At 73.6% G+C, this 21,983-nt stretch carries 18 protein-coding genes; 12 read left to right on the top strand and 6 right to left on the bottom strand.

Annotated features, from left to right (window positions below):
- Window positions 1-18: 18 nt before the first annotated feature.
- Window positions 19-975, bottom strand: a complete 957-nt coding sequence (locus AC0VX4_RS04490) for a PAC2 family protein (protein WP_144823938.1) — start codon at window positions 973-975, stop codon at window positions 19-21.
- 234 nt (window positions 976-1,209) lie between these two features.
- Between AC0VX4_RS04490 and AC0VX4_RS04485 the strand changes: the two genes are divergently transcribed.
- The 4 genes from AC0VX4_RS04485 (at window position 1,210) to AC0VX4_RS04470 (ending at window position 6,564) form a co-directional block, all read left to right on the top strand.
- Window positions 1,210-2,742, top strand: a complete 1,533-nt coding sequence (locus AC0VX4_RS04485; protein WP_144823937.1) for a leucyl aminopeptidase — start codon at window positions 1,210-1,212, stop codon at window positions 2,740-2,742.
- A 115-nt stretch (window positions 2,743-2,857) separates the two neighbouring features.
- On the top strand, window positions 2,858-4,237 hold the full coding sequence (gene lpdA / locus AC0VX4_RS04480) for a dihydrolipoyl dehydrogenase (protein WP_036336938.1): 1,380 nt from the start codon (window positions 2,858-2,860) through the stop codon (window positions 4,235-4,237).
- A gap of 98 nt (window positions 4,238-4,335) precedes the next feature.
- On the top strand, window positions 4,336-6,201 hold the full coding sequence (sucB, locus tag AC0VX4_RS04475; RefSeq protein ID WP_144823936.1) for a 2-oxoglutarate dehydrogenase, E2 component, dihydrolipoamide succinyltransferase: 1,866 nt from the start codon (window positions 4,336-4,338) through the stop codon (window positions 6,199-6,201).
- A gap of 18 nt (window positions 6,202-6,219) precedes the next feature.
- Entirely contained in the window at window positions 6,220-6,564 is a 345-nt protein-coding gene (locus tag AC0VX4_RS04470; RefSeq protein ID WP_010078527.1) for a hypothetical protein, read from the top strand.
- Between the two features lie 116 nt (window positions 6,565-6,680).
- Here AC0VX4_RS04470 and AC0VX4_RS04465 read toward each other — a convergent pair whose 3' ends face one another.
- The gene (locus tag AC0VX4_RS04465; protein WP_098471775.1) at window positions 6,681-8,354 is read right to left on the bottom strand and encodes a serine/threonine-protein kinase; all 1,674 of its coding nucleotides are present in this window, start codon (window positions 8,352-8,354) and stop codon (window positions 6,681-6,683) included.
- A gap of 108 nt (window positions 8,355-8,462) precedes the next feature.
- On the opposite strand from AC0VX4_RS04465, the gene lipB reads away from it, so the two are divergent.
- Genes lipB through AC0VX4_RS04450 form a run of 3 tightly spaced genes read left to right on the top strand, consistent with a single transcriptional unit; the run spans window position 8,463 to window position 11,007 of the window.
- Entirely contained in the window at window positions 8,463-9,164 is a 702-nt protein-coding gene (gene lipB, locus AC0VX4_RS04460; RefSeq protein ID WP_036335047.1) for a lipoyl(octanoyl) transferase LipB, read from the top strand.
- Window positions 9,161-10,168 (top strand): lipoyl synthase, encoded by a 1,008-nt coding sequence (gene lipA / locus AC0VX4_RS04455; RefSeq protein WP_002857341.1) that lies wholly within the window; start codon window positions 9,161-9,163, stop codon window positions 10,166-10,168. The genes lipB and lipA overlap by 4 nt, the downstream gene beginning before the upstream one ends.
- A gap of 26 nt (window positions 10,169-10,194) precedes the next feature.
- Window positions 10,195-11,007, top strand: coding sequence for a DUF4191 domain-containing protein (locus AC0VX4_RS04450; protein WP_049161034.1), 813 nt, complete (start codon window positions 10,195-10,197; stop codon window positions 11,005-11,007).
- Between the two features lie 71 nt (window positions 11,008-11,078).
- On the opposite strand, the gene AC0VX4_RS04445 is transcribed toward AC0VX4_RS04450, so the two are convergent.
- The gene (locus AC0VX4_RS04445; protein ID WP_049161036.1) at window positions 11,079-11,579 is read right to left on the bottom strand and encodes an RDD family protein; all 501 of its coding nucleotides are present in this window, start codon (window positions 11,577-11,579) and stop codon (window positions 11,079-11,081) included.
- Between the two features lie 151 nt (window positions 11,580-11,730).
- Between AC0VX4_RS04445 and glnA (AC0VX4_RS04440) the strand changes: the two genes are divergently transcribed.
- On the top strand, window positions 11,731-13,155 hold the full coding sequence (gene glnA / locus AC0VX4_RS04440) for a type I glutamate--ammonia ligase (protein WP_002854839.1): 1,425 nt from the start codon (window positions 11,731-11,733) through the stop codon (window positions 13,153-13,155).
- 155 nt (window positions 13,156-13,310) lie between these two features.
- A complete protein-coding gene (locus tag AC0VX4_RS04435) occupies window positions 13,311-14,315 on the top strand; it encodes an LLM class flavin-dependent oxidoreductase (protein ID WP_144823935.1) in 1,005 nt (334 codons plus the stop codon).
- 66 nt (window positions 14,316-14,381) lie between these two features.
- Here the strand turns inward: AC0VX4_RS04435 and AC0VX4_RS04430 are convergent, their stop codons facing one another.
- Both AC0VX4_RS04430 and glnA (AC0VX4_RS04425) read right to left on the bottom strand, forming a co-directional pair.
- A complete protein-coding gene (locus AC0VX4_RS04430; RefSeq protein ID WP_144823934.1) occupies window positions 14,382-17,504 on the bottom strand; it encodes a bifunctional [glutamine synthetase] adenylyltransferase/[glutamine synthetase]-adenylyl-L-tyrosine phosphorylase in 3,123 nt (1,040 codons plus the stop codon).
- A gap of 10 nt (window positions 17,505-17,514) precedes the next feature.
- On the bottom strand, window positions 17,515-18,855 hold the full coding sequence (glnA, locus tag AC0VX4_RS04425) for a type I glutamate--ammonia ligase (RefSeq protein ID WP_144823933.1): 1,341 nt from the start codon (window positions 18,853-18,855) through the stop codon (window positions 17,515-17,517).
- Window positions 18,856-18,891: 36 nt separating this feature from the next.
- Between glnA (AC0VX4_RS04425) and panB the strand changes: the two genes are divergently transcribed.
- Window positions 18,892-19,758 (top strand): 3-methyl-2-oxobutanoate hydroxymethyltransferase, encoded by an 867-nt coding sequence (gene panB / locus AC0VX4_RS04420; protein WP_144823932.1) that lies wholly within the window; start codon window positions 18,892-18,894, stop codon window positions 19,756-19,758.
- Between the two features lie 68 nt (window positions 19,759-19,826).
- On the opposite strand, the gene AC0VX4_RS04415 is transcribed toward panB, so the two are convergent.
- Window positions 19,827-20,039 carry an SPOR domain-containing protein gene (locus AC0VX4_RS04415; RefSeq protein WP_010078516.1) on the bottom strand — a complete coding sequence of 71 codons (213 nt, stop codon included), beginning with the start codon at window positions 20,037-20,039 and terminating at the stop codon, window positions 19,827-19,829.
- A gap of 36 nt (window positions 20,040-20,075) precedes the next feature.
- Between AC0VX4_RS04415 and map the strand changes: the two genes are divergently transcribed.
- On the top strand, window positions 20,076-21,020 hold the full coding sequence (map, locus tag AC0VX4_RS04410; protein WP_264480740.1) for a type I methionyl aminopeptidase: 945 nt from the start codon (window positions 20,076-20,078) through the stop codon (window positions 21,018-21,020).
- A 20-nt stretch (window positions 21,021-21,040) separates the two neighbouring features.
- Entirely contained in the window at window positions 21,041-21,865 is an 825-nt protein-coding gene (ppgK, locus tag AC0VX4_RS04405; RefSeq protein ID WP_144823931.1) for a polyphosphate--glucose phosphotransferase, read from the top strand.
- Window positions 21,866-21,983 lie beyond the last annotated feature (118 nt).

Here is a 21,983-nt window from a genome sequence, read left to right as displayed (position 1 = left end):
CGGGCACCCGCGGTGGGATCAGTCCCCGTCGTCGGTGGACGGACGACCGGGTCCGTCCTCCTGTGCAGGAGCGGACCCGCCGCCGGCGTCCCGCGCGGCGAGGTACGCCTCGACGGCGGAGGCGAGTTCGTCGCCGTCGGGCAGGCCCTGCTCGGTCTCCAGCAGCGACCGCTCCTGGTCCTCGGCGTTCTGGTCGTAGTTGCGCTCCAGGCCGGCGATCATCTGCTGGATCTCTCCGGACCCGGAGACCTGACGCTCCAGCTCGGCCTCGATGTCCCGCGAGGCGTCTCGCAGGTCGTCCGAGGGCAGCATGAGCCCCATGGCGGCCCCCGCGTACTCGAGCGCGGCCACGGCCGCCTGGGGGAAGGACGCCTCGGCCACGTAGTGCGGCACATGGACGGTGTAGCCCGCCGTCGGCAGGTCCGCCTCCTCGGCGCGCAGCTCGAGCATCTGCAGCAGCCCCGCGACGATGTCCGCCTCCGGGCTCCACGTGGACAGCCCCTCCACGGCGTCGGCGCGGGACCCGTGGGTCGTGACCCCGAGCCGTCGCGTGTGCGGCACGGGCAGCGGGGCCGCGTCGAGGAACGTGAGCGAGTCCACCTTCCACTCCTGCGCGAGGCCCAGCACAGCCTCCGTCACCGCATGCCACCGGAAGTCCGGCTCGGGACCGGACAGCAGCAGGAAGGGGTGACCGAGCAGGTCCTCGACCAGCTGCACCTCGAGCGCGGGCAGACGCAGATCGCGGTAGCGGTCCCGGTCGAACCGGAGCCGGGGACGCCGGGCGCGGTAGTCGAACATCGAGTCGACGTCGAAGGAGACGACGGTCCGATGGGTCAGGTGCTCGTGCAGGGCGGCCCGCACCTGCCGAGCGACCCGGCCCGCGTCCATGTGCCCGGTCAGGGCCACGAGCATGCCCAGGCCGGGGGGCACGGGTGCCCCCTCATGACGGGTGTACAGCGGCGCGGCGTCCTGCACGTCTCGTTCCCCTTCCGGTGGTCCGTCTGCGGGAGAGCCGTCCCCGCCGCCCGGATGGCGACGGACGCGGATCCCTCCCTGTCCTCTGGCGTCAGTCAACCACGGCACGGCACCCTCCTATTCCGCGCCCGCGCGCCCTGGACGGGCGCGCGAGCCCTCTGGCTAGGATGACGCGGGACGGCCCGGCCCACCCCGCCGGGCGCATCCCCCCACCCCCGGAAGAGAGGCCCGTCCGTGATCACCCTGGACCGCCCGACCCTGACCGCCCGCGCCCTGGAGGACCTGACCGCCTCCGCCCTCGTGGTGGGGGTGGGCACCGGCCCGGACGGCCCCGTGCTCCTGACGGACGCGCTGCCGGCCGAGGCGGCCACCGCCCTCGAGGCCTCGTTCGAGCTGCTGGGCGTGCGGGGCGCCGAGGACGAGGTCCACCGCCTCCCGGGCCTGGGCGGCGTGCCGGTGCCGCTGCTGGTCCTGGCCGGCGTCGGCGCTCTGGACGACGACGGCGAGGCCGCGGACGAGTCCCTGCGCCGCGCCGCCGGGGCTGCCGTGCGCTCCCTGGCCGGCACCGACGCCGTGGCTCTGGCCCTGCCGGCCGACACCGCGGCCCGGCTGGCCGCCGTCGCCGAGGGCGCCGCCCTGGGTGCGTACGCCTTCACCGCCCAGAAGTCCGAGCGCGCCCGCGCCGAGGCGGACACGTCCCGGCCCGTCCGCGAGCTCGAGGTCGTCACCCCGCTCGCCGCCGCGGACGCCGACCCCGTGCTGCGCCGAGCCGCCGTCGTGGGCGACGCGGTCTGCGCCGTGCGCGACCTGGTGAACACCGCCCCCTCGCACCTCTACCCGGCCACGTTCGCGGACGCCGTCGCCGAGGACCTCGCGGACTCGCCCGTGAGCGTGGACGTGTGGGACGAGGACCGCCTGCGCGCCGAGGGCTTCGGCGGCATCCTCGCGATCGGCCAGGGCTCCTCCCGCCCACCGCGGCTCGTGCGCATCGAGCACGCGCCGGCCGACGCCGCCGCGCACATCGCGCTGGTGGGCAAGGGCATCACCTTCGACACGGGCGGCATCTCGCTGAAGCCCGCCGCCTCGATGATGACGATGAAGTCGGACATGGCCGGCGCCGCCACCGTCTTCGCCGTCGTGCGCGCCGCCGCGGCCCTGGACGTCCCCGTGAAGGTGACCGGCTGGCTGGCGCTGGCCGAGAACATGCCCTCGGGCACCGCCATCCGCCCGTCCGACGTCATCACGATGTACGGCGGCAAGACCGTGGAGGTCATGAACACGGACGCCGAGGGCCGCGTCGTCATGGCCGACGCCCTCGTGGCGGCCACCGACGAGCGCCCCGACGCGGTGCTCGACGTGGCCACCCTCACCGGCGCCCAGCTGGTCGCCCTCGGCGTGCGCCACACGGGCGTCATGGGTGACGACGCGCTGCGCGACGAGGTCGTCGCCGCGGCCGACGCCGCCGGGGAGCTCGCGTGGGGCATGCCCCTGCCGGAGCAGCTGCGCGCCTCGCTCAATTCGCGCGTCGCGGACATCTCCAACATGGGCGACCGCTTCGGCGGCATGATGACCGCCGCCACCTTCCTGCGCGAATTCGTCGACGCCGGACGGCCGGAGGGCGACGCCGCCGCGCGGACCCCCTGGGCCCACCTCGACATCGCCGGTCCCTCCTTCAACGAGTCGGCCGCGTACGGCTACACCCCGCAGGACGCCACCGGCGTGATGGTGCGGACCCTGGTGGGTCTCATCGAGGGGCGTGCCCGGTAAGGTTGGTCCCGATGTCCACCGCATCCCCGGCCGCGCGGCCCGCCGCCGACGGCCGGGGGTGGCGGTGACGCACCACCACCACGATCCACCGACCCCAGCACCAAGGAGCAACACCGTGGCCGACAAGGCAACCGCTCAGGAATTCGACGTCCTCGTCCTCGGCGGTGGCTCCGCCGGGTACGCCGCAGCCCTGCGTTCTGTGCAGTACGGCAAGTCCGTCGCCCTCGTGGAGAAGTCCAAGGTCGGCGGCACCTGCCTGCACTGGGGCTGCATCCCCACGAAGGCCTACCTGCACGCCGCCGAGGTGGCCGACGAGACCCGCAACGCCGCCAAGTTCGGCGTCAACGCGACCCTCGAGTCCGTGGACATGGCGAAGGTGCGCGACTACAAGGACGGCATCGTCGCCGGCAAGCACAAGGGCCTGGCCGGCCTGCTGAAGATGCGCAAGGTCCAGGTCATCGAGGGCGAGGGCAAGCTCGTCTCGAAGAACGAGGTCGAGGTCGACGGCACCCGTTACACGGCGGAGAACATCGTGCTGGCCTCCGGCTCCGTGGCCAAGACCATGGGCCTGCCCATCTCCAAGAAGATCATGACCTCCACGGAGGCCCTCGAGCTGGACTACACCCCGAAGTCGGCCATCGTGCTCGGCGGCGGTGTCATCGGCTCCGAGTTCGCGTCCCTGTGGAACTCCTTCGGCGTCGACGTCACCATCATCGAGGGCCTGAAGACCCTGGTCCCCAACGAGGACCCGGCGATCATCAAGGTCCTCGAGCGCGAGTTCAAGAAGAAGGGCATCAAGACCAACCTGGGCACGTTCTTCGACAAGGTCGAGGAGACCGACTCGGGCGTCAAGGTGACCCTCGCGGACGGCAAGGAGTTCGAGGCCGAGGTGTGCCTCGTCGCCGTCGGCCGCGGCCCGAACACCGAGGGCCTCGGCTACGAGGAGCAGGGCGTCAAGATGGACCGCGGGTTCGTCCTCACCGACGAGCGCCTGCACACCGGCGTCGGCAACATCTACGCCGTGGGCGACATCGTCCCCGGTCTGCAGCTGGCGCACCGCGGCTTCCAGCAGGGCATCTTCGTGGCCGAGGAGATCGCCGGCAACAAGCCGATGGTCGTCGAGGACATCAACATCCCGAAGGTCACCTTCACCGAGCCGGAGATCATGTCCGTGGGCTACACCCAGCCCAAGGCGGAGGAGAAGTTCGGCAAGGACAACGTCGAGGTCGCCGAGTACAACCTGGCCGGCAACGGCAAGTCCTCGATCCTCGGCACCGGCGGCATCATCAAGATGATCCGCCAGAAGAACGGCCCGATCGTGGGCGTGCACGGCATCGGCAAGCGCATCGGCGAGCAGATCGGCGAGGCGCAGCTCATCGTGAACTGGGAGGCCTACCCCGAGGACGTCGCCCAGTTCGTGCACGCGCACCCCACGCAGAACGAGGCCCTGGGCGAGGCCGCCATGGCCCTGTTCGGCCACCCGCTGCACAGCTGACCCACCGCACTGACCATCCCGGGTCCGTGCGTCGGGCCCACCTCGCAACCCCGGGTGGGCGCCCCCGGCGCCCACCCCTCATGAGGAGCATCGGAACCATGTCTGAAACCGTGAACCTGCCCGCCCTGGGCGAATCCGTCACCGAGGGCACCGTGACCCGCTGGCTCAAGGCCGTCGGCGACGAGGTCGCCGTCGACGAGCCCCTGGTGGAGGTCTCCACCGACAAGGTCGACACCGAGATCCCGTCCCCCGTGGCCGGCGTGCTCGAGGAGATCCTGGTCGAGGAGGACGACACGGTCGAGGTCGGCGCCCCGCTGGCCACGATCGGCGACGGCTCCGGCGGCGGATCCGCCGACGCGTCGGAGGACGACGCCGCGGCCGAGGAGCCCGCCGTCGAGGAGGCGCAGCAGGACGACGCCCAGCAGGAGCCCGCCGGCGAGCCGGCTCCGGAGGAGCGCGCCTCCACCGACCAGGGCTCGGACGAGACCCCGTCGGCCGGCGGCGAGGCCTCCGAGGTCACCCTGCCCGCGCTGGGCGAGTCCGTGACCGAGGGCACCGTGACCCGCTGGCTGAAGTCCGTCGGCGACGAGGTCGAGGTCGACGAGCCGCTGCTCGAGGTCTCCACCGACAAGGTCGACACCGAGATCCCCTCCCCCGTGGCGGGCACCCTCCTGGAGATCCGTGCGGAGGAGGACGACACCGTCGAGGTGGGCGCCGTCCTCGCGCTCGTCGGCTCCGGCTCCGCCGGCGGCGGCTCCGCCCCGTCGGAGGGCTCCTCCGGTCAGGACGAGGCGTCCGCCGAGGAGATCGAGGACAAGGCGACCGAGGCCGAGGCCCCCGAGGAGACCGAGGAGGCCGCCGAAGCCGCCGGCGCCGAGAAGTCGGAGAAGACGCCCGAGGCGTCCCCGTCCGAGGAGGCCTCCCGGCGCGAGTCCGCTGAGCGCGACTCCGCGCAGGCCGAGTCCGCCGAGGCGCCCTCCGCCACCGAGCCCGGCCAGGGCTACGTGACCCCGCTGGTGCGCCGCCTGGCCCACCAGAACAACGTGGACCTGTCCACGGTCCGCGGCACGGGCGTCGGCGGCCGCATCCGCAAGCAGGACGTGCTCGCCGCCGCGCTGGCCTCGCAGGCCGCCGCGGGCGGGTCCGAGGCTCCGGCCGAGCAGGCCTCCGAGGCTGCCGCCCCGTCGTCGGCCCCGGCCGCTGCGTCCGCCCCGGCCGCGAGCTCCTCCGTGGACCCCTCGGTCCGCGGCGAGGTGGAGAAGGCGCCGCGCATCCGCCAGGTCATCGCCCAGCGCATGCGCGAGTCCCTCGACCTGTCCACCCAGCTGACCCAGGTGCACGAGGTGGACGTCACCCGCATCGTGCAGCTGCGCAAGAAGGCCAAGGCCTCCTTCCAGCAGCAGGCCGGCGTGAACCTGACGTACCTGCCGTTCATCACCAAGGCGGTCGCCGAGGCCCTCAAGCAGCACCCCAAGCTGAACGCGTCGTTCTCCGAGGACAACAAGGAGATCACGTACCACGCGTCTGAGGACATCGCGATCGCCGTGGACACGGAGAAGGGGCTGCTGGTGCCCGTCATCAAGGACGCCGGCTCCCTGAACCTGACGGGCCTCGCCCAGAAGATCGCCGACGTGGCCGAGCGCACCCGCACGAACAAGATCTCGCCGGACGAGCTCTCGGGCGGCACGTTCTCGATCACGAACATCGGCTCCGTGGGCGCGCTGTTCGACACGCCGATCATCAACCAGCCGCAGGTCGCGATCCTGGGCACCGGTGCGATCGTGAAGCGCCCCATGGTGGTGACCGACGCGGACGGCAACGACTCGATCGCCATCCGCCACATGATGTACCTGTCCCTGACCTACGACCACCGCCTGGTGGACGGGGCCGACGCGGGCCGCTTCCTGACGACGCTGCGTCAGCGTCTCGAGGGCGGCGAGTTCGCCAACGAGCTGGGTCTCTGACGGAAAGGGAGAAGGACTGTGGATATCCTGCACAGCATCCTGGTGGCCGTGCACATCGTGTCCGCCGCAGCGATCGTGGGCGGTTGGTTCGCGCACTTCCGCAACCCGACCGTCACCACCTCGCAGTGGTGGGGCTCCGTGGGCATGATCGTCTCCGGCGTGGTGCTTTTCGGCCTCGCCATGAGCGGGGAGCCGAACCACATGAAGCTGGGCGTCAAGTTCCTGATCGGCGTCATCGTCTTCGTGGCCGCCCTGATCGGCCGCCGCAAGTCCAACCGCGGGGAGGTCGTGCCCACGGGCCTGGCCCACGCGGTGGGCGGTCTGGGCCTGGTGAACATCCTGGTCGCCGTCCTCTGGCAGTGAGCAGCCCAGGCGGCTGACGCCGCACCACGCCGCGGGCCCCGGGGAGCTTCTCCCCGGGGCCCGCGGCGTCCCCCCGTCTGGACCGCCGGCCTCCGGCGCTGGATCCGGGCCCGGGGTCAGCGCGGATCGACGGTCTCGACCCGCCACGTCCGACCCGCCGCGCCGCCGTCCCGCCCCTCGGGGCCCTCTCCGTGGCCGCTGCGCAGGACCAGCACGACCTCCTCGGCCGTCGCCTCCCGATGCGCCGCCACGCGTCCCGCGCGGTCCAGCACGGTGTGGGCCGACGTCCGGAGCACGGCGTCGACACGCAGCGCGTCGTCCCCGGCCCGCCGGGCGGGTCCGGCCTGCTCCACCGTCACCTCGAGGCCGGAGAAGGCGAACCCCTCGTCCGTCAGCCGGCGCAGCAGATCCCGGTCGTTCTCCCACGCCGGTCCCCCGGGCACGGCGTAGGCGTCCAGTCGCGCAGGCTCCGGGTCGATGAGCGCGGCCGTCCGGGCGTGGCCGACCGCGGCCAGCGCCTCGCCCACGTCGACGGCGTCCTCCCCGGCGGCGTCCTCCCCGGGGGCACCCGCGTCCGGCACCCTCGCCGGCGTCCCGCTCTCCGGCGTCCCGTCCTCCGGGCGCGCCGCGTTCACCGAGGTGCCGGCCGGCACCGCGCCCGCCGGCTCCGGCGCCCCCTCCGTCGCGTCGCCCAGGGACGCCGGCCACCACAGCCCCACGGTGCCGCCGCCCAGGGCCAGCGCGGTGGCCAGCCCGGCGGCCACGAGGACGCCCCGGCGTGGCGCCGCCCCCCGTCGGCGCGCGAGCGCGCGCCGTCCCGGAGCCGCGCGTCGTCCCCGGCGTCGCCGCGTGGGCCCGGAGCCCGGCAGCACCGTGGGCAGCAGGTGCGCCACCTCGGCGGGGGCGGCCTCTCCCAGCGGGACCGGCTCGGGCCGGGCCGTCGCGTATACGGCTGCGGCGGCCTCTTCCGCGCTCGGCCGCGCCGCCGGGTCCGGGGAGAGCGCCGCATCGAGCAGCAGCGCGAGCTCGGGGGACGCTTCGGGGACCAGGACGGGCAGCGGCGCCCGATGCCCGGCGGCGCCCGGCGCCCGACCGGTGAGCGCGTACCAGCCCAGGGCGGCCCACGCATGGACGTCACTCGGCGCCCCCACCGCCGGAGACGCCCCCGGTTCCGCCCCGGCCCCCTCCACCGCGGCGAGCGCCTCGGGGGCCGCGAAGCCCGGCGTCGCCCCGGCCCCCGACGCCCCGCCGACCACCCGGGCGACGCCGAGGTCGGCGAGGGCCGGGCTGCCGTCGACGCCGAACAGGACGTTCGCCGGGGACACGTCGCCGTGCACCACCCCCTCGCGGTGCAGGCACGCGAGAGCCTGGGCGATCGGGACGAGCACGGTGACGGCCTGCCCCGGGCTCAGGGGTCCGACCCGCTGCACCATGTCCTGCAGCGTGCCGGCCGCGCGGTGCTCGGTGAGGACCCCGAGGCCCCGGTCCGTCTCCACCACGCCGAGCACGCGCAGCAGATGGGGATGCGCGACCCGTCCGGCCTGCGCCTCCGCCGCCAGCGCATCCGGCGCCGCGCCGGCACGGGGCACCTTCAGGGCGGCCCGGACGCCCCGACCGTCCTCGACGAGCCAGACCTCCGCCTGGGCGCCCGCGCCGAGCAGCCGGACGGGTTCCCAGCCCGGGGCGCGCGGCGCAGCCGTGCCCGGCTCCGACGACCTCTCCGGTTCGGTCTCCGGCCCGCCGCCGACGCGTCCGGCCGCGCCGCCGTCCGCCTCGTCCCAGTCCCGCATCGGTCTCCCCTCTCCGCCGCGCCGTCCGTTCCAGCCCAGGGTGCCGCATGTCCCCGAGCGTCACGGCGGTTGTCCACAGGTCCGGGCCCGAGGACTACAGTGGACGTCATGCCCGAGACACCCCTGCCGCCCCTGCGCGTGCTCGGCCTGGCGCCCGACCTGGTGGACTACCACGCCGCCTGGGACGCCCAGCGCGCCCTGCACGCGGACGTCGTCGCCGGCCGCTCCGACGGCGAATTCCTCCTCCTGGAGCACGAAGCCGTCTACACGGCCGGTCGCCGCACCGAGGACGCCGAGCGCCCCACGGACGGCGCCCCCGTCGTGGACGTGGACCGCGGCGGCAAGATCACATGGCACGGGCCGGGCCAGCTGGTCGGCTACCCCGTGGTCCGGCTGCGCGACCGTGCCCACGTCAAGGACTACGTCTGGTTCCTCGAGGAGCTGCTGATCCGCACCGCCGCCGAGTTCGGCGTCACGGCCGTCCGCGTGGACGGGCGGGCGGGCATCTGGGTCCTCGCGGACCGGGACGACGACGGCGCGGCCCGCCCGGACCGCAAGGTCGGCGCCATCGGCCTGTCCATCCACGACGGCGTCTCGATGCACGGCTTCGCGCTGAACTGCTCCAACTCCCTGGCCCCCTACGAGGGGATCATCGCGTGCGGCATCACGGACGCCGCCACCACCACCCTGTCGGTCGAGACGGGCCGGACCATCACGCCGGCCGACGTCGTCCCGGTGCTCACCCGTCATCTGGACGAGCTCGGGCCGGCGTACATCGCCGTCACCCCCACGGAAGGAATCCCCGCATGAGCCTCGCCCCCGAAGGCCGCCGCCTGCTGCGCGTGGAGGCGCGCAACGCCGAGGTGCCCGTCGAGCGCAAGCCCGAGTGGATCAAGGCCAAGGTCCACATGGGCCCCGAGTACATCGGCCTGAAGAACAAGGTCAAGTCCGCCGGCCTGCACACCGTGTGCGAGGAGGCCGGCTGCCCCAACATCTTCGAGTGCTGGGAGGACCGCGAGGCCACGTTCCTCATCGGCGGCGACATCTGCACCCGCCGGTGTGACTTCTGCGACATCACCTCCGGCAAGCCGCGTCCCCTGGACATGGAGGAGCCGCAGAAGGTCGCCGAGAACATCCGTGAGATGGACCTGCGGTACGCCACCGTCACGGGCGTGGCCCGTGACGACCAGAAGGACGGCGCGGCGTGGCTCTACGCGGAGACCATCCGCCGCATCCACGCGCTCAACCCGGGGACCGGCGTCGAGATCCTGCCGCCGGACTTCGGCGCGGTGCCGGAGCTCGTCCAGCAGGTGTTCGACGCGCGGCCCGAGGTGTTCGCGCACAACCTGGAGACGGTGCCGCGCATCTTCAAGCGCATCCGCCCGGCCTTCACGTACGAGAAGTCCCTCAAGGTGCTCACGATGGCCAAGGCCGACGGGCTCGTCACCAAGTCCAACCTCATCCTGGGCATGGGCGAGGAGGACCACGAGATCGACCAGGCCCTGGTGGACCTGCACGAGGCCGGCTGCGACATCATCACCATCACGCAGTACGTGCGGCCCTCGAAGCTGCACCACCCCATCGACCGCTGGGTGAAGCCGCAGGAGTTCGTCCAGTGGTCCCAGCGCGCCGAGGAGATCGGCTTCCAGGGCGTCATGGCGGGCCCGCTGGTGCGCTCGTCGTACCGCGCGGGCAAGCTCTACGCGCAGGCCATGCAGCGCCTCGGCCGGACCCTGCCGGAGAACCTGGCGCACCTGGCCGGGGAGAAGACCGCCCGCCAGGAGGCCTCCGCCGTCGTCGCCCAGATGTCCTGAGCCGCCCGACTAGACTGGACCCCCTCATGACGAAGAACAGCCAGCCCCCCGCGTCCTCCTCCGGCTCCACCTCCGCCACGCTCAAGGAGGTCAAGGCCATGCAGCGCGAGCGTCGCCGCCACGAGAAGGAGCAGACGAAGGCCCAGCGCCGGGACAAGCGCGCCGCGAAGGGCCCGGGCGTGATCTCCCAGCTCAAGCAGGCCTACGCCATGACCAAGGCGCACGACCCCAAGGTCGGCCTGTGGATGCTGCTGGCCTTCCTGGGCGCCCTCGTCGTAGGCCTCGTCATCGGCCTCCTGCTGGACAACTGGATCACGTGGCTGCTCATCGCGATCCCGTTCGGTGTGCTCGCCGCCGTCGTCATCCTGAACCGGAAGGCGCGCCGCGCCGGGTTCGCCCAGCTCGAGGGCCGCCCCGGCGCCGCCGGCGCCGCGCTCTCCACGCTGGGCCGCGGCTGGATCGTGCCCGAGCAGCCGGCCGCCGTGAATCCGAAGACCCAGGACCTCGTCTACCGCGCCGTGGGCCGGCCGGGCGTGGTGCTGGTGACGGAGGGCCCCTCCCCCCGCGTCGCCGCGCTGGTGGGCAAGGAGGAGAAGGCCATGCGCCGCTTCCTGCCCGGCGTGCCCGTCACCGTGGTGGAGTCCGGCAACGGTCAGGGCCAGGTCCCGCTGCACGAGCTGCCCGGCACGCTCAAGGGGATGAAGAAGGCCCTCACGGCGCAAGAGGTCCAGGCCGTGGACAAGCGTCTGACCGCGCTCAACACCAACCGGCTGCCCATCCCCAAGGGCGTCGACCCGAACAAGGTGCGCCCGAGCCGCCGCGCGATGCGCGGCCGCTGAACCGGCCGCAGACGACAGGGGCGCCCCGCCGACGCACGGCGGGGCGCCCCTGTCGTGTGCGGGCGGGACGGTCACATGCGGATCTCGACGGTGTCTGCGAGCTTGTCGTGCATGCCGCGCCCGTCCGGCCCGACGACGACGGCCGGCAGCACGAGGCACAGCAGCGCCGTGCGCAGCAGGATCCGGGGCAGGCCCGCCGGGCGGCCGCCGACACGGACGACCTGGATGCGGCACACGGCCTTGCCCACCGTGGTGGCCAGCAGGGTGAGCCCGAGGACATGCATCGCCGCGAACACGAGGAGGGTGGCGATCGCGTCGGAGTCGAAGAGCAGCCAGGACACGCCCAGGGCCAGGAACCAGTCGATCACGAGGGCGACGGCGCGGCGGGCCGCGGTGGCCATCGAGGTGGGGCCGTGCTCCGGCAGGCCCAGGAGGTCCCCCGGCCAGCGCCCGCCGGCCAGGCCGCCGCCCGGACCGTCCACCCAGCCGGCGAGGTCGCGCCGGGTGATCAGCGGCTCGTCACGGCGGGTCGGTTCGGGCTCGTGTGCGGGGTCGGGTGCTCTGCGTGCCACCGGCCCAGCCTACCGGCGCGGAACCTCGAGGCTCGCCGTGGGGCGTCACCGACGCCCACGGGGGCCGCCGGGCAAGTAGGGTGGTGACACCCGCCACGCCAGCGCCGCCGTGCCGGACATGCCACCATCGTCACGACCACAGGAGCGCACCATGTTCACCTCCCCCGCGGACGTCCTCGCGTACATCAAGGAAGAGGGGGTCGAGTTCGTCGACATCCGCTTCACCGACCTCCCCGGCATGCAGCACCACTTCAACGTGCCCGCGTCCACGGTCGACGAGGACTTCTTCACCACGGGTCAGCTGTTCGACGGCTCCTCCATCCGGGGCTTCGCCGGCATCGCCGAGTCCGACATGCAGCTCATCCCGGACGTCGCGACGGCCTTCGTGGACCCCTTCCGGGTCCGCAAGACCCTCACGATGAACTTCTCCATCGTGAACCCCCGCACCGGCGAGCCCTACCTGCGCGACCCGCGCGGCGTGGCCCAGCGCGCGGAGGCCTACCTGAGCTCCTCCGGCATCGCGGACACGGCGTTCTTCGCCCCCGAGGCCGAGTTCTTCATCTTCGAGGACGTCCGCTACGAGTCCTCCCCCCGCGGCTCGTTCTACGCCGTGGACTCGGACGAGGCCTGGTGGAACGCCTCCCGCGAGGACGAGGGCGGCAACCTGAGCCACAAGACCGGCCTCAAGGGCGGCTACTTCCCCGTCACCCCCACGGACAAGCAGGCCGACCTGCGCGACGAGATCTGCGCGGTCCTGGCCGAGGTCGGCCTCGAGGTCGAGCGCTCCCACCACGAGGTGGCCGCCGCGGGCCAGGCGGAGATCAACTACCGCTTCAACACGCTGACCCACTCGGCGGACGACCTGCAGAAGTTCAAGTACGTCGTCAAGAACGTCGCCGAGCAGTTCGGCAAGACGGCCACCTTCATGCCGAAGCCCGTCTTCGGCGACAACGGCTCCGGCATGCACTGCCACCAGTCCCTGTGGAACGGCGGCGAGCCGCTGTTCTTCGACGAGAAGGGCTACGCGAACCTCTCGGACACCGCCCGCTGGTACATCGGCGGCCTGCTGAAGCACGCCTCCGCGGTCCTGGCCTTCACCAACCCCACGGTGAACTCCTACCGCCGCCTGGTGCCGGGCTTCGAGGCCCCCGTGAACATGGTCTACTCGCAGGGCAACCGCTCGGCGGGCATCCGCATCCCGATCACCGGCTCCAACCCGAAGGCCAAGCGCATCGAGTTCCGCGCCCCGGACGCCTCGGGCAACCCGTACCTCGCGTTCGCCGCGCAGCTGATGGCCGGCCTGGACGGCATCCGCAACCGCATCGAGCCGGCCGAGCCGATCGACAAGGACCTCTACGAGCTGCCGGCCGAGGAGGCCGCCGACATCCAGAAGGCACCCGCCACCCTGGACGAGGCCCTGAACGCCCTCGAGGAGGACCACGAGTTTCTCCTGGCCGGCGACGTGTTCACCGAGGAGCTGATCGAGACCTGGATCGCGTACAAGCGCGAGGTGGAGATCGCCCCGCTGGCCCTGCGCCCGAACCCCTACGAGTTCGAGCTCTACTACTCGGTCTGACCCCGCCGCGGACCCCACGACGGCCGCCCGTCTCCCACGTCGGAGGCGGGCGGCCGTCGTCGTGCCCGGCCGCGGAATAGTCCGGGGCCGGTCGGCGCTGGATCTGTGGAGACCTCCGCCCGGCCGGCCGGGCGGCCCCGCAGACCAGGAGCACCATGACCGAGCACACCGCCCCCACCCCCCTGCCGTTGTCCCTGCTGGACCTCGCCCTCGTCCGCGACGGCGCCCCGATGGGTGAGGCCTTCGCCGAATCCGTGGAGCAGGCACGCGTCGCCGAGGCCGCCGGCTTCCGGCGCGTCTGGTACGCGGAGCACCACAACATGCCCTCCATCGCCTCCTCGGCCACGGCCGTGCTCATCGCGCACGTGGCCGCACACACCGACTCGATCCGCCTCGGCTCCGGCGGCGTCATGCTGCCCAACCACTCGCCGCTGGTGATCGCCGAGCAGTTCGGCACCCTGGCCGAGCTGCACCCCGGCCGCATCGACCTGGGCCTGGGCCGCGCCCCCGGCACCGACCAGCGGACGCTGCAGGCGCTGCGCCGGGAGCCGTCGGCCGCCGAGCGCTTCCCGCAGGACGTGCTCGAGCTGCAGGGCTACCTCACCGGCCAGAGCCGGATCCCCGGCATCGACGCCTACCCCGGCAAGGGCACCGACGTGCCGCTGTACATCCTCGGCTCCTCGGCGTTCGGCGCCCAGCTGGCCGCGCAGCTCGGCCTCGGCTACGCGTTCGCGAGCCACTTCGCACCCCAGATGCTCGAGCATGCGGCGCGCCTGTACCGGGAGCACTTCGAGCCGTCCGAGGCCCTCGCGGAGCCGCACTTCATCGCGGCGGCCAACGTGATCGCCGCGGACACGCGGGAGGAGGCCGAACGGGAGTGGCAGGCCGCGCAGCGGGCGCGCATCCGGATGATGCTCGGCCGGGGCCGCACCCTCACCGACGACGAGGTCGAGATGCTGCTGCACTCCCCCGCCGGCCAGCAGGTGCTCGGGATGCTCGAGTGCACGGCCGTGGGCACCGGCCCGACGACGGCGGCCTGGCTGCACGACTTCGCGGCGCGGGTCCAGGCGGACGAGCTGATCGTGACCACGGCCGCGCAGGACCCCGCCGTGCGACGTCGCACCCTCGAGCTGCTCGGGGAGCACGTCGTGCGCGCCTGAGCCGGAGCTCGCGGCACCGGAGCACGGCCGGCCCGCCACCCCGTCGGGGTGGCGGGCCGGCGTCGTTCAGAGCCCGTAGAACCGGGTCTCGAACACCCGACGGGCCAGGCGGGTCACCCGCAGGTAGCGCTCCTCGAGCTCCCCGCCGGCCGTGCCCACCCCGCTGAGGCGAGCCACGGCCTCGAGGTCGCGCATGTTCGTGGGCAGCACGTCCGAGACCTTGCCCGTCCACAGCAGCAGGGCGGCGCGGATCCGGGTGGCCAGCAGCCAGGCCTCCTCGAGGACGGCGACCTCGGACTCGGGCAGCAGGTCGTGCCGGGCGATCGCCCGCAGCGCCGGCAGTGTGCCGGTCACGCGCAGGTCCTCGATCTGACCGGCGTGCTTGAGCTGCAGCGACTGCACGAGCCACTCGACGTCCGAGAGCCCCCCGCGCCCGAGCTTGACGTGGCGCGCCGGGTCCGCCCCCCGGGGCAGCCGCTCGGCCTCCACGCGGGCCTTGATCCGGCGGATCTCCCGGGCGTCGGCGGCCGAGAGGTCCTGCGCATAGCGGACGCCGTCGGCCCAGCGGCGGAAGTCGGTGGCCAGGTCGTCGTCGCCGGCCAGGGGGCGGGCGCGCAGCAGCGCCTGCCGCTCCCACACCTCGGCCCAGCGGCCGTAGTACTCCCGGTACGAGTCCAGGGTGCGCACCAGGGGCCCCTGGCGTCCCTCGGGGCGCAGGTCGGCGTCCACCTCGAGCCGCCGCTCCCCGGGCAGCGGCGGCGCGGCGGGCTTCTGCAGGAGGGCCATGAGCGTGCGGACGACCTCCTCGGCCTGCTCGTGCGCTCGCTCCTCGTCCGCGCCGGGGCGGGGCCGATGCACGAACAGGGCGTCCAGGTCCGAGCCGTAGGTGATCTCCCGCCCGCCCTGGCGGCCCATGGCCACCACGAGCACGTCGGTGAGGGGCTCGGCATCCGCGACGACAGCCCGCCACGCGACCCGCAGGGCGCCGACCACCGTCACCTGGTCGATGTCCGCGAGCGCGCCGCAGACGGCTTCCAGGTCCAGCAGGCCGGACATGTCGGCCAGGGCGACACGCAGCGTCTCGCTGCGCCGCACCTGCCGCACGTGGCGCACGGCCGCGGGGGCCTCCTCCGCGGCCACGCGGCGGTCGAGCCGCGCGTCGACCTGGCGCCACAGCTGGATGGCGCCCCGGGGGTCGAGCTCCCGGTCGTCGCCCACCCAGGCCACGGCCTCGGGCGAGTGCTCGAGCAGGCCCCCCACGAACCGGGAGCCGGACAGGACCAGGCACAGCCGCCGGGCGGCGTCCGAGGAGTCGCGGAGCATCCGCAGATACCAGGCCGTGCCGCCCAGCGACTCGGAGAGCCGGCGGAAGGCGAGCAGGCCGCCGTCGGGGTCGGCGCCCCGGGCGAACCAGCCGAGCATGGCCGGCAGCAGCTGCCGCTGGACCGCGGCCCGGCGCGAGACGCCCTGGGTGAGGGCCTCGATGTGCCGCAGGGCGCCCTGCGGGTCGCGGTAGCCCAGCGCCGCCAGGCGGTCGCGGACAGCCTCCGCGGACAGCCGCACGTCCTCGGCGGACAGGGCGGCCGTCGTCGACAGCAGCGGCCGGTAGAACACGGTCTCGTGGAGACCGCGCACGGCGCGGCGCACGCGCGTGAACGCGGCCTGGAGGTCCTCGCCGGTGGCGGGACCCCGGTCGGCGGCGCCGCGCATCGACCGGGCGACGACGCGGCGGGCCTCCTCCTTGACCGGCATCAGGTGGGTGCGCCGCAGGTGCACGAGCTGGATGCGGTGCTCGAGGGTGCGCAGCCACCGGTAGTGCTCGTCGAACGCCCGTGCGTCGCGCGTGGTGACGTAGGAGGCGGCGTGCAGCGCCCGCACCGCGTCGAGCGTGCCGCGCACCCGCAGCGACTCGTCCGCACGGCCGTGCACGAGCTGGAGCAGCTGGGCCGTGAACTCGACGTCGCGCAGACCGCCGGGTCCGAGCTTGATCTCCCGCTCGCGCTCCGCGGGGGCGAGGGTGTCCAGGACCCGGGCGCGCATGGCCCGGACGGACTCGACGAACCCGTCGCGCGAGGAGGACTCCCACACCCGGGGCCAGATCTCCGCGATGTAGCGCTCGCCGAGCTGGGGCGAGCCCGCGATCGGGCGGGCCTTGAGCAGGGCCTGGAACTCCCAGCCGTGGGCCCAGCGGCGGTAGTACTCGGCGTGGGACTCCACGGTGCGGCTCAGGGCGCCGTCCTTGCCCTCGGGACGCAGGTTGGCGTCCACGTCCCACAGTCCCGGCTCGGGGGCCGCGCCCTGGATCACGCGGCCGATGCCCGCGGCCAGCTCGGCCGCGAGCGCGGCGGCGCGCGGCCCGTCCGGGACCTCGGTCTCGGGGTCCGCGCCGTCCGGGGCCTCGCGGACGGCGTGGGCGAACACGACGTCCACGTCGGAGATGTAGTTCAGCTCCCGGGCGCCGCACTTGCCCATGCCGATCACGGCCAGATCCACGCGGTCCACCGCGGGGCCCTCGCGCTCGGCGAGCGTGGCCCGTGAGACCGCGAGCGCGGCGTCCACGGCGGCGCCGGCCAGGTCGGCGAGCCAGCGGCCGACGGAGGGCATGACGGCGGCGGGGTCCGCGGAGTCGAGGTCGCGCAGGGCGATCGCGGCGAGCTGGCGTCGGTAGGCGCGGCGCAGGGCGACGGCGGCATCCGTGCCGGTCAGCCCGGCGCGGGGCCGGTCGGCGTCGGGGTCGGCCTCCACCGCCTCCAGGAGCAGGCGGCGCAGGGCCGCGGGCTCGTCGGCCCACTCCTCACCGTCCGCGGGGTCCGGCTGGGCGAGCGCCGGGGCGGTCGCGGCGGCGGACTCGGGCTCGAGGACGAGGTCGAGGTGCTCGGGACGGCGGATGAGGAACTCGCCGAGCGCCTCGGAGGCGCCGAGCAGGCGCAGCAGGCGCGCGGTGGTCTCCGCGTCCCGCAGGGCGCGGTGGACGCGGGGCTCGCGCTCGGCGAGGCGCACCCAGAGCAGCAGGGCGCGGTCCGGGTCGGCGGCGTGGCCGAGCCGCTCCACGAGGGGGGCGACGTCGGCCCCCTCGAACTCCGGGGAGGCGAGCAGCGACCTGACGCGGCGGGCGTCGGCGACCCCCGCCTGCGCGAGGGCGCGGCGGTCCGGGGCGTCGGCGGTCGCCGCGTCGGGCAGGGCGGACACGGCCGGCGCCTCAGAGGCCGGAGAGGTAGCGCCGCAGCTCGTACGGCGTGACCTCCACCCGGTAGTCGTCCCACTCCTGGCGCTTGTTGCGCAGCAGGGCGTCGAAGACGTGCTCGCCCAGAACGGAGGCGACGAACTCGGACTCCTCGGCGGCGCGCAGGGCGTCGTGCAGGGTGCCGGGCAGCGGGTCGTGGCCGAGGACCCGGCGCTCGTGGGTGGTGAGCGCGCTGACGTCCTCGGCGGCGGACTCGGGCAGCTCGTAGCCCTCCTCGATGCCCTTCAGGCCGGCGGCCAGCAGCAGCGCGTAGGCCAGGTACGGGTTGGCCGAGGCGTCGATGCCGCGGTACTCGATGCGGGCGGAGCCGGCCTTGTCCGGCTTGTACAGGGGCACGCGCACGAGCGCGGAACGGTTGTTGTGGCCCCAGGAGACGTACGAGGGCGCCTCGCCGCCGCCCCACAGGCGCTTGTAGGAGTTCACGAACTGGTGGGTGACGGCGCTGATCTCCACGGAGTGGCGCAGCAGGCCCGCGATGAACCGGCGGCCCGTCACGGAGAGCCGGAACTCGTCCGCGGGGTCGTAGAAGGCGTTGGAGTCGCCCTCGAAGAGGGAGATGTGGGTGTGCATGCCCGAGCCGGGGTGCTCGGAGAACGGCTTGGGCATGAAGGTGGCGTAGGTGCCCTGGGCTGCGGCCACCTCCTTGACCACAGTGCGGAACGTCATCACGTTGTCCGCGGTGGTCAGCGCGTCGGCGGCGCGCAGGTCGATCTCGTTCTGGCCCGGGCCGTTCTCGTGGTGGCTGAACTCCACGGAGATGCCCATGCTCTCCAGCAGCGTCACGGCGTCGCGGCGGAAGTCGGCGGCGTCGGAGCCGGGCACGTTGTCGAAGTAGCCGGCGCGGTCCACCGGCACGGGCCGGCCGTCGGGGCCGGGCTGGTCGCTCTCGAGCAGGTAGAACTCGATCTCCGGGTGCATGAAGCAGGAGAAGCCCATGTCCGAGGCCTTCTCCAGCACGCGGCGCAGCACGTGGCGCGGGTCGGCCGGGGCGGGGCGCCCGTCCGGGGTGAGGACGTCGCAGAACATGCGCGAGCTCTGCCCGCGGTCTCCGCGCCAGGGCAGGATCTGGAAGGTGGCCGGGTCCGGCTGCAGCAGCATGTCCGACTCGGAGATGCGGGTGTAGCCGTCGATCGAGGAGCCGTCGAAGCCCAGCCCCTCGGTGAACGCGTTCTCCACCTCGGCCGGGGACAGCGCCACCGACTTCAGCGTCCCGACGACGTCCGTGAACCACAGGCGCACGAACCTCACGTCCCGGTCCTCGATGGTGCGGAGCACGTAGTCCTGCTGTCGATCCATGCGGCCACTCTAGACGCGCCGCGTAGACTCCGGGCCATGTCCGCTCCCGACTCCTCCCGGAAGAACGACGACGTCGCCGCCCCCTACGGTCCGCCCGCCCCGTCCCGGTACCGGACGGTCCACCTGCAGCGGGCCAAGGACGAGGGCCGGCGCTTCGCGATGCTCACCACCTACGACGCGATGACGGCGGCCCTGTTCGACGAGGCCGGCGTCGAGGTGCTGCTCGTGGGCGACTCGGTGGGCAACACCGTGCTGGGCCACCCCACCACCCTGCCGGTCACCCTGGACCAGATGATCCTGTTCACCCAGGCCGTGGTGCGCGGTGCCCAGCGTGCCCTCGTGGTCGCGGACCTGCCCTTCGGCTCCTACGAGGCCTCCCCGCGGCAGGCCGTCGAGTCGGCCGTCCGCCTCGTGAAGGAGTCCGGCGCGCACGCCGTCAAGGTGGAGGGCGACGAGCGCTTCGCCGAGCACGTGGCCGCGATGACGGCCGCCGGCGTCGCGGTCATGGCCCACATCGGCTTCACCCCCCAGTCCGAGCACGTGCTCGGCGGCTACCGGGTGCAGGGCCGCGGCGCGGGGGCGGCCGAGCGGATGACGGCGTCGGCCCGGGCCCTCGAGGCCGCAGGGGCGTTCGCCGTGCTGATGGAGATGGTCCCCTCGGACGTCGCCGCCGCCGTCGACGCCGCGCTGCGGGTGCCCACCGTGGGCATCGGCGCGGGCCCGGGCACCACGGGCCAGGTGCTCGTGTGGCAGGACATGCTCGGCCTGCGCGCGGGACGGGTGCCCCGGTTCGTCCGTCAGTACGCCCGCCTGCACGAGGTCGTGGGCGAGGCGGTCCGGGCCTATCGCGCGGACGTGCTCGACGGCGCGTTCCCGGCCCCGGAGCACGGCTTCGAGGGCTGAACCCGCCCCGTGAGACGACCGGGCCCCCGTCCTGAGGGACGGGGGCCCGGTGTCGTCCGACGCCGTGGTCAGGAGGCGTCGTCGACGGGGCGGCTGTCCCAGTCGTCGTCGCGCTCGTCCTCGGCGTCGGCGGCCTCGTTGTTCGCCCGCACGCGGTCCATCGCGGCCTGGGCCTCCTCACGGGTGCCGAACGGGCCCAGCAGCTGGGACCAGTCCGACTGGGCGCCCACCTCCACCTGATGCGTGTTGACGTTGTACCAGAACTCGCTCGTCTCGGTCATGGGGGCCACAGTAGCCGGGCCGATAGGCTGGAGGACATGTCCCAGCGTCAGAACCCCGCCGCCCCGTCCAGCCACAACGGTCCCCGCCCCGCGGGCCCCGCCGTGCCGGAGCCCGGGTCGCTCGCCCCCGTCGGCACCCTGACGCCCGGGGCCCCGTCCCCCGCCCCGCCCGTGCCGGCCGCGATCCCGCGCCCCGAGTACGTCGGCAAGGCCACCCCGGACGAGGGCAACGCCTCGGACGTCTACGACGCCGCCGGCGTCGAGCGGATCCGCGCCGCCGGCCGCCTGGCCGCGCAGGCCATGGAGCACACCGCCGCCCACATCCGCCCGGGCGTCACCACGGACGAGCTGGACCGGATCGCGCACGCCTTCCTCGTGGAGCGCGGCGCCTACCCGTCCTGCCTGGGCTACCGCGGCTTCCCGCGGTCCATCTGCACCTCGATCAACGAGGTCATCTGCCACGGCATCCCGGACGGCACCGTCCTGGAGGACGGGGACATCGTCAACCTGGACATCACCGCGTACCTGGACGGCGTCCACGGGGACCACAACCGCACCTACCTGGTCGGCGACGTCGACGAGGAGTCCCGGCTGCTCGTCGAGCGCACCGAGGAGGCCCTGCGCCGCGGCATCCGCGCCGTGAAGCCCGGCCGTCAGGTCAACGTGATCGGCCGCGCCATCGAGTCCTACGCCAAGCGCTTCGGCTACGGCGTGGTGCGCGACTTCATCGGCCACGGCGTGGGCGTGGACTTCCACTCCGGCCTCGTGATCCCCCACTACGACGCCGCCCCGGCCCACGACCGGCTGCTCGTGCCCGGCATGGTGTTCACCATCGAGCCGATGCTCACCCTCGGCACGATCGAGTGGGACCAGTGGGACGACGGCTGGACCGTGGTGACCCGCGACCGCCGCCGCACCGCGCAGTTCGAGCACACGATCGTCGTCACGGACGACGGCGCTGAGATTCTCACGCTGCCGTGACCCGGCACTAAGCTGGGACCGTGACGACGCACACCAGCACCGCCCAGCGCTCCTCCAAGTACCCCACGACGATCGGCATCGACGTCGGGGGGACCGGCATGAAGGGCGGCCTGGTCCGCCTCGGGTCAGGGCCGAAGGCGGGCACCCTGCGCGGGGACCGCTTCCGCATCCCCACCCCGCAGCCGGCCATGCCCGAGCCCGTGGCGGCGACCCTGGCGGCCATCACCGCCGAGCTCGACGGGCGCGAGAAGGCGCCGAAGCCCTCCGCCCCGCTGGGCGTGTGCTTCCCCTCGATCGTCAAGGACGGGGTGTGCCTGTCCGCGAACAACATCGACCACACGTGGATCGGCACGGACCTGCGCGGCTCGTTCGAGGAGCACCTGCGCCGCCCCGTGACCGTGGTCAACGACGCCGACGCCGCCGGCCTCGCGGAGGCCCGCTACGGGGCCGGGCGGGGCGTGCGTGGCCTGGTGCACGTGATCACCCTCGGCACCGGCATCGGCGGCGCGATGGTCCACGACGGCGTGCTCGTCCCGAACTTCGAGGTCGGCTCCCTGGAGCTCGACGGCGTGATGGCCGAGTCGCGGGCCTCCGCGAAGGCCCGGGAGCGCGATCAGCTCAGCTGGGCCGAGTACGCCGAGCGACTGCAGCGCTTCTTCTCCCACGTGGAGCGGATCTTCTCGCCCGACCTGTTCATCGTCGGCGGCGGCATCTCCAAGCGGCCGGACGACTACCTGCCGCTGCTGCGCCTGCGCACCCCGATCGTCCCGGCCCAGCTGCAGAACAACGCCGGCATCGTGGGCGCGGCCCTGGCCGCGCACGGCTCGCTCGCCGACGGCAACTGAGGGCGCAGACACCGAGGGCGGTTCCGGCTTCCCCTCCGGAACCGCCCTCGGCAGTCGTGCCGGACCGACCGAAGTCGGCCCGGGGATCACTGTAGCGTCTGGAGGCCGTGCGCACCAC

It is taken from the genome of Micrococcus sp. 63XJN7_8_ISO-PGPR-S23-253, assembly GCF_056173425.1.
The sequence above is the reverse complement of the archived record's forward strand: the minus strand, read 5'-3'. Positions and strand labels throughout refer to the sequence as shown.

Coding starts and splice junctions, on each gene's coding strand:
- AC0VX4_RS04435 (WP_144823935.1), top strand. CDS start 13,311: ATGACCGAGCACACCGCCCCCACCCCCCTGCCGTTGTCCCTGCTGGAC.
- AC0VX4_RS04415 (WP_010078516.1), bottom strand. CDS start 20,039: ATGACCGAGACGAGCGAGTTCTGGTACAACGTCAACACGCATCAGGTG.
- AC0VX4_RS04465 (WP_098471775.1), bottom strand. CDS start 8,354: ATGCGGGACTGGGACGAGGCGGACGGCGGCGCGGCCGGACGCGTCGGC.
- AC0VX4_RS04450 (WP_049161034.1), top strand. CDS start 10,195: ATGACGAAGAACAGCCAGCCCCCCGCGTCCTCCTCCGGCTCCACCTCC.
- map (WP_264480740.1), top strand. CDS start 20,076: ATGTCCCAGCGTCAGAACCCCGCCGCCCCGTCCAGCCACAACGGTCCC.
- glnA (WP_002854839.1), top strand. CDS start 11,731: ATGTTCACCTCCCCCGCGGACGTCCTCGCGTACATCAAGGAAGAGGGG.
- lipB (WP_036335047.1), top strand. CDS start 8,463: ATGCCCGAGACACCCCTGCCGCCCCTGCGCGTGCTCGGCCTGGCGCCC.
- lipA (WP_002857341.1), top strand. CDS start 9,161: ATGAGCCTCGCCCCCGAAGGCCGCCGCCTGCTGCGCGTGGAGGCGCGC.
- panB (WP_144823932.1), top strand. CDS start 18,892: ATGTCCGCTCCCGACTCCTCCCGGAAGAACGACGACGTCGCCGCCCCC.
- sucB (WP_144823936.1), top strand. CDS start 4,336: ATGTCTGAAACCGTGAACCTGCCCGCCCTGGGCGAATCCGTCACCGAG.
- glnA (WP_144823933.1), bottom strand. CDS start 18,855: ATGGATCGACAGCAGGACTACGTGCTCCGCACCATCGAGGACCGGGAC.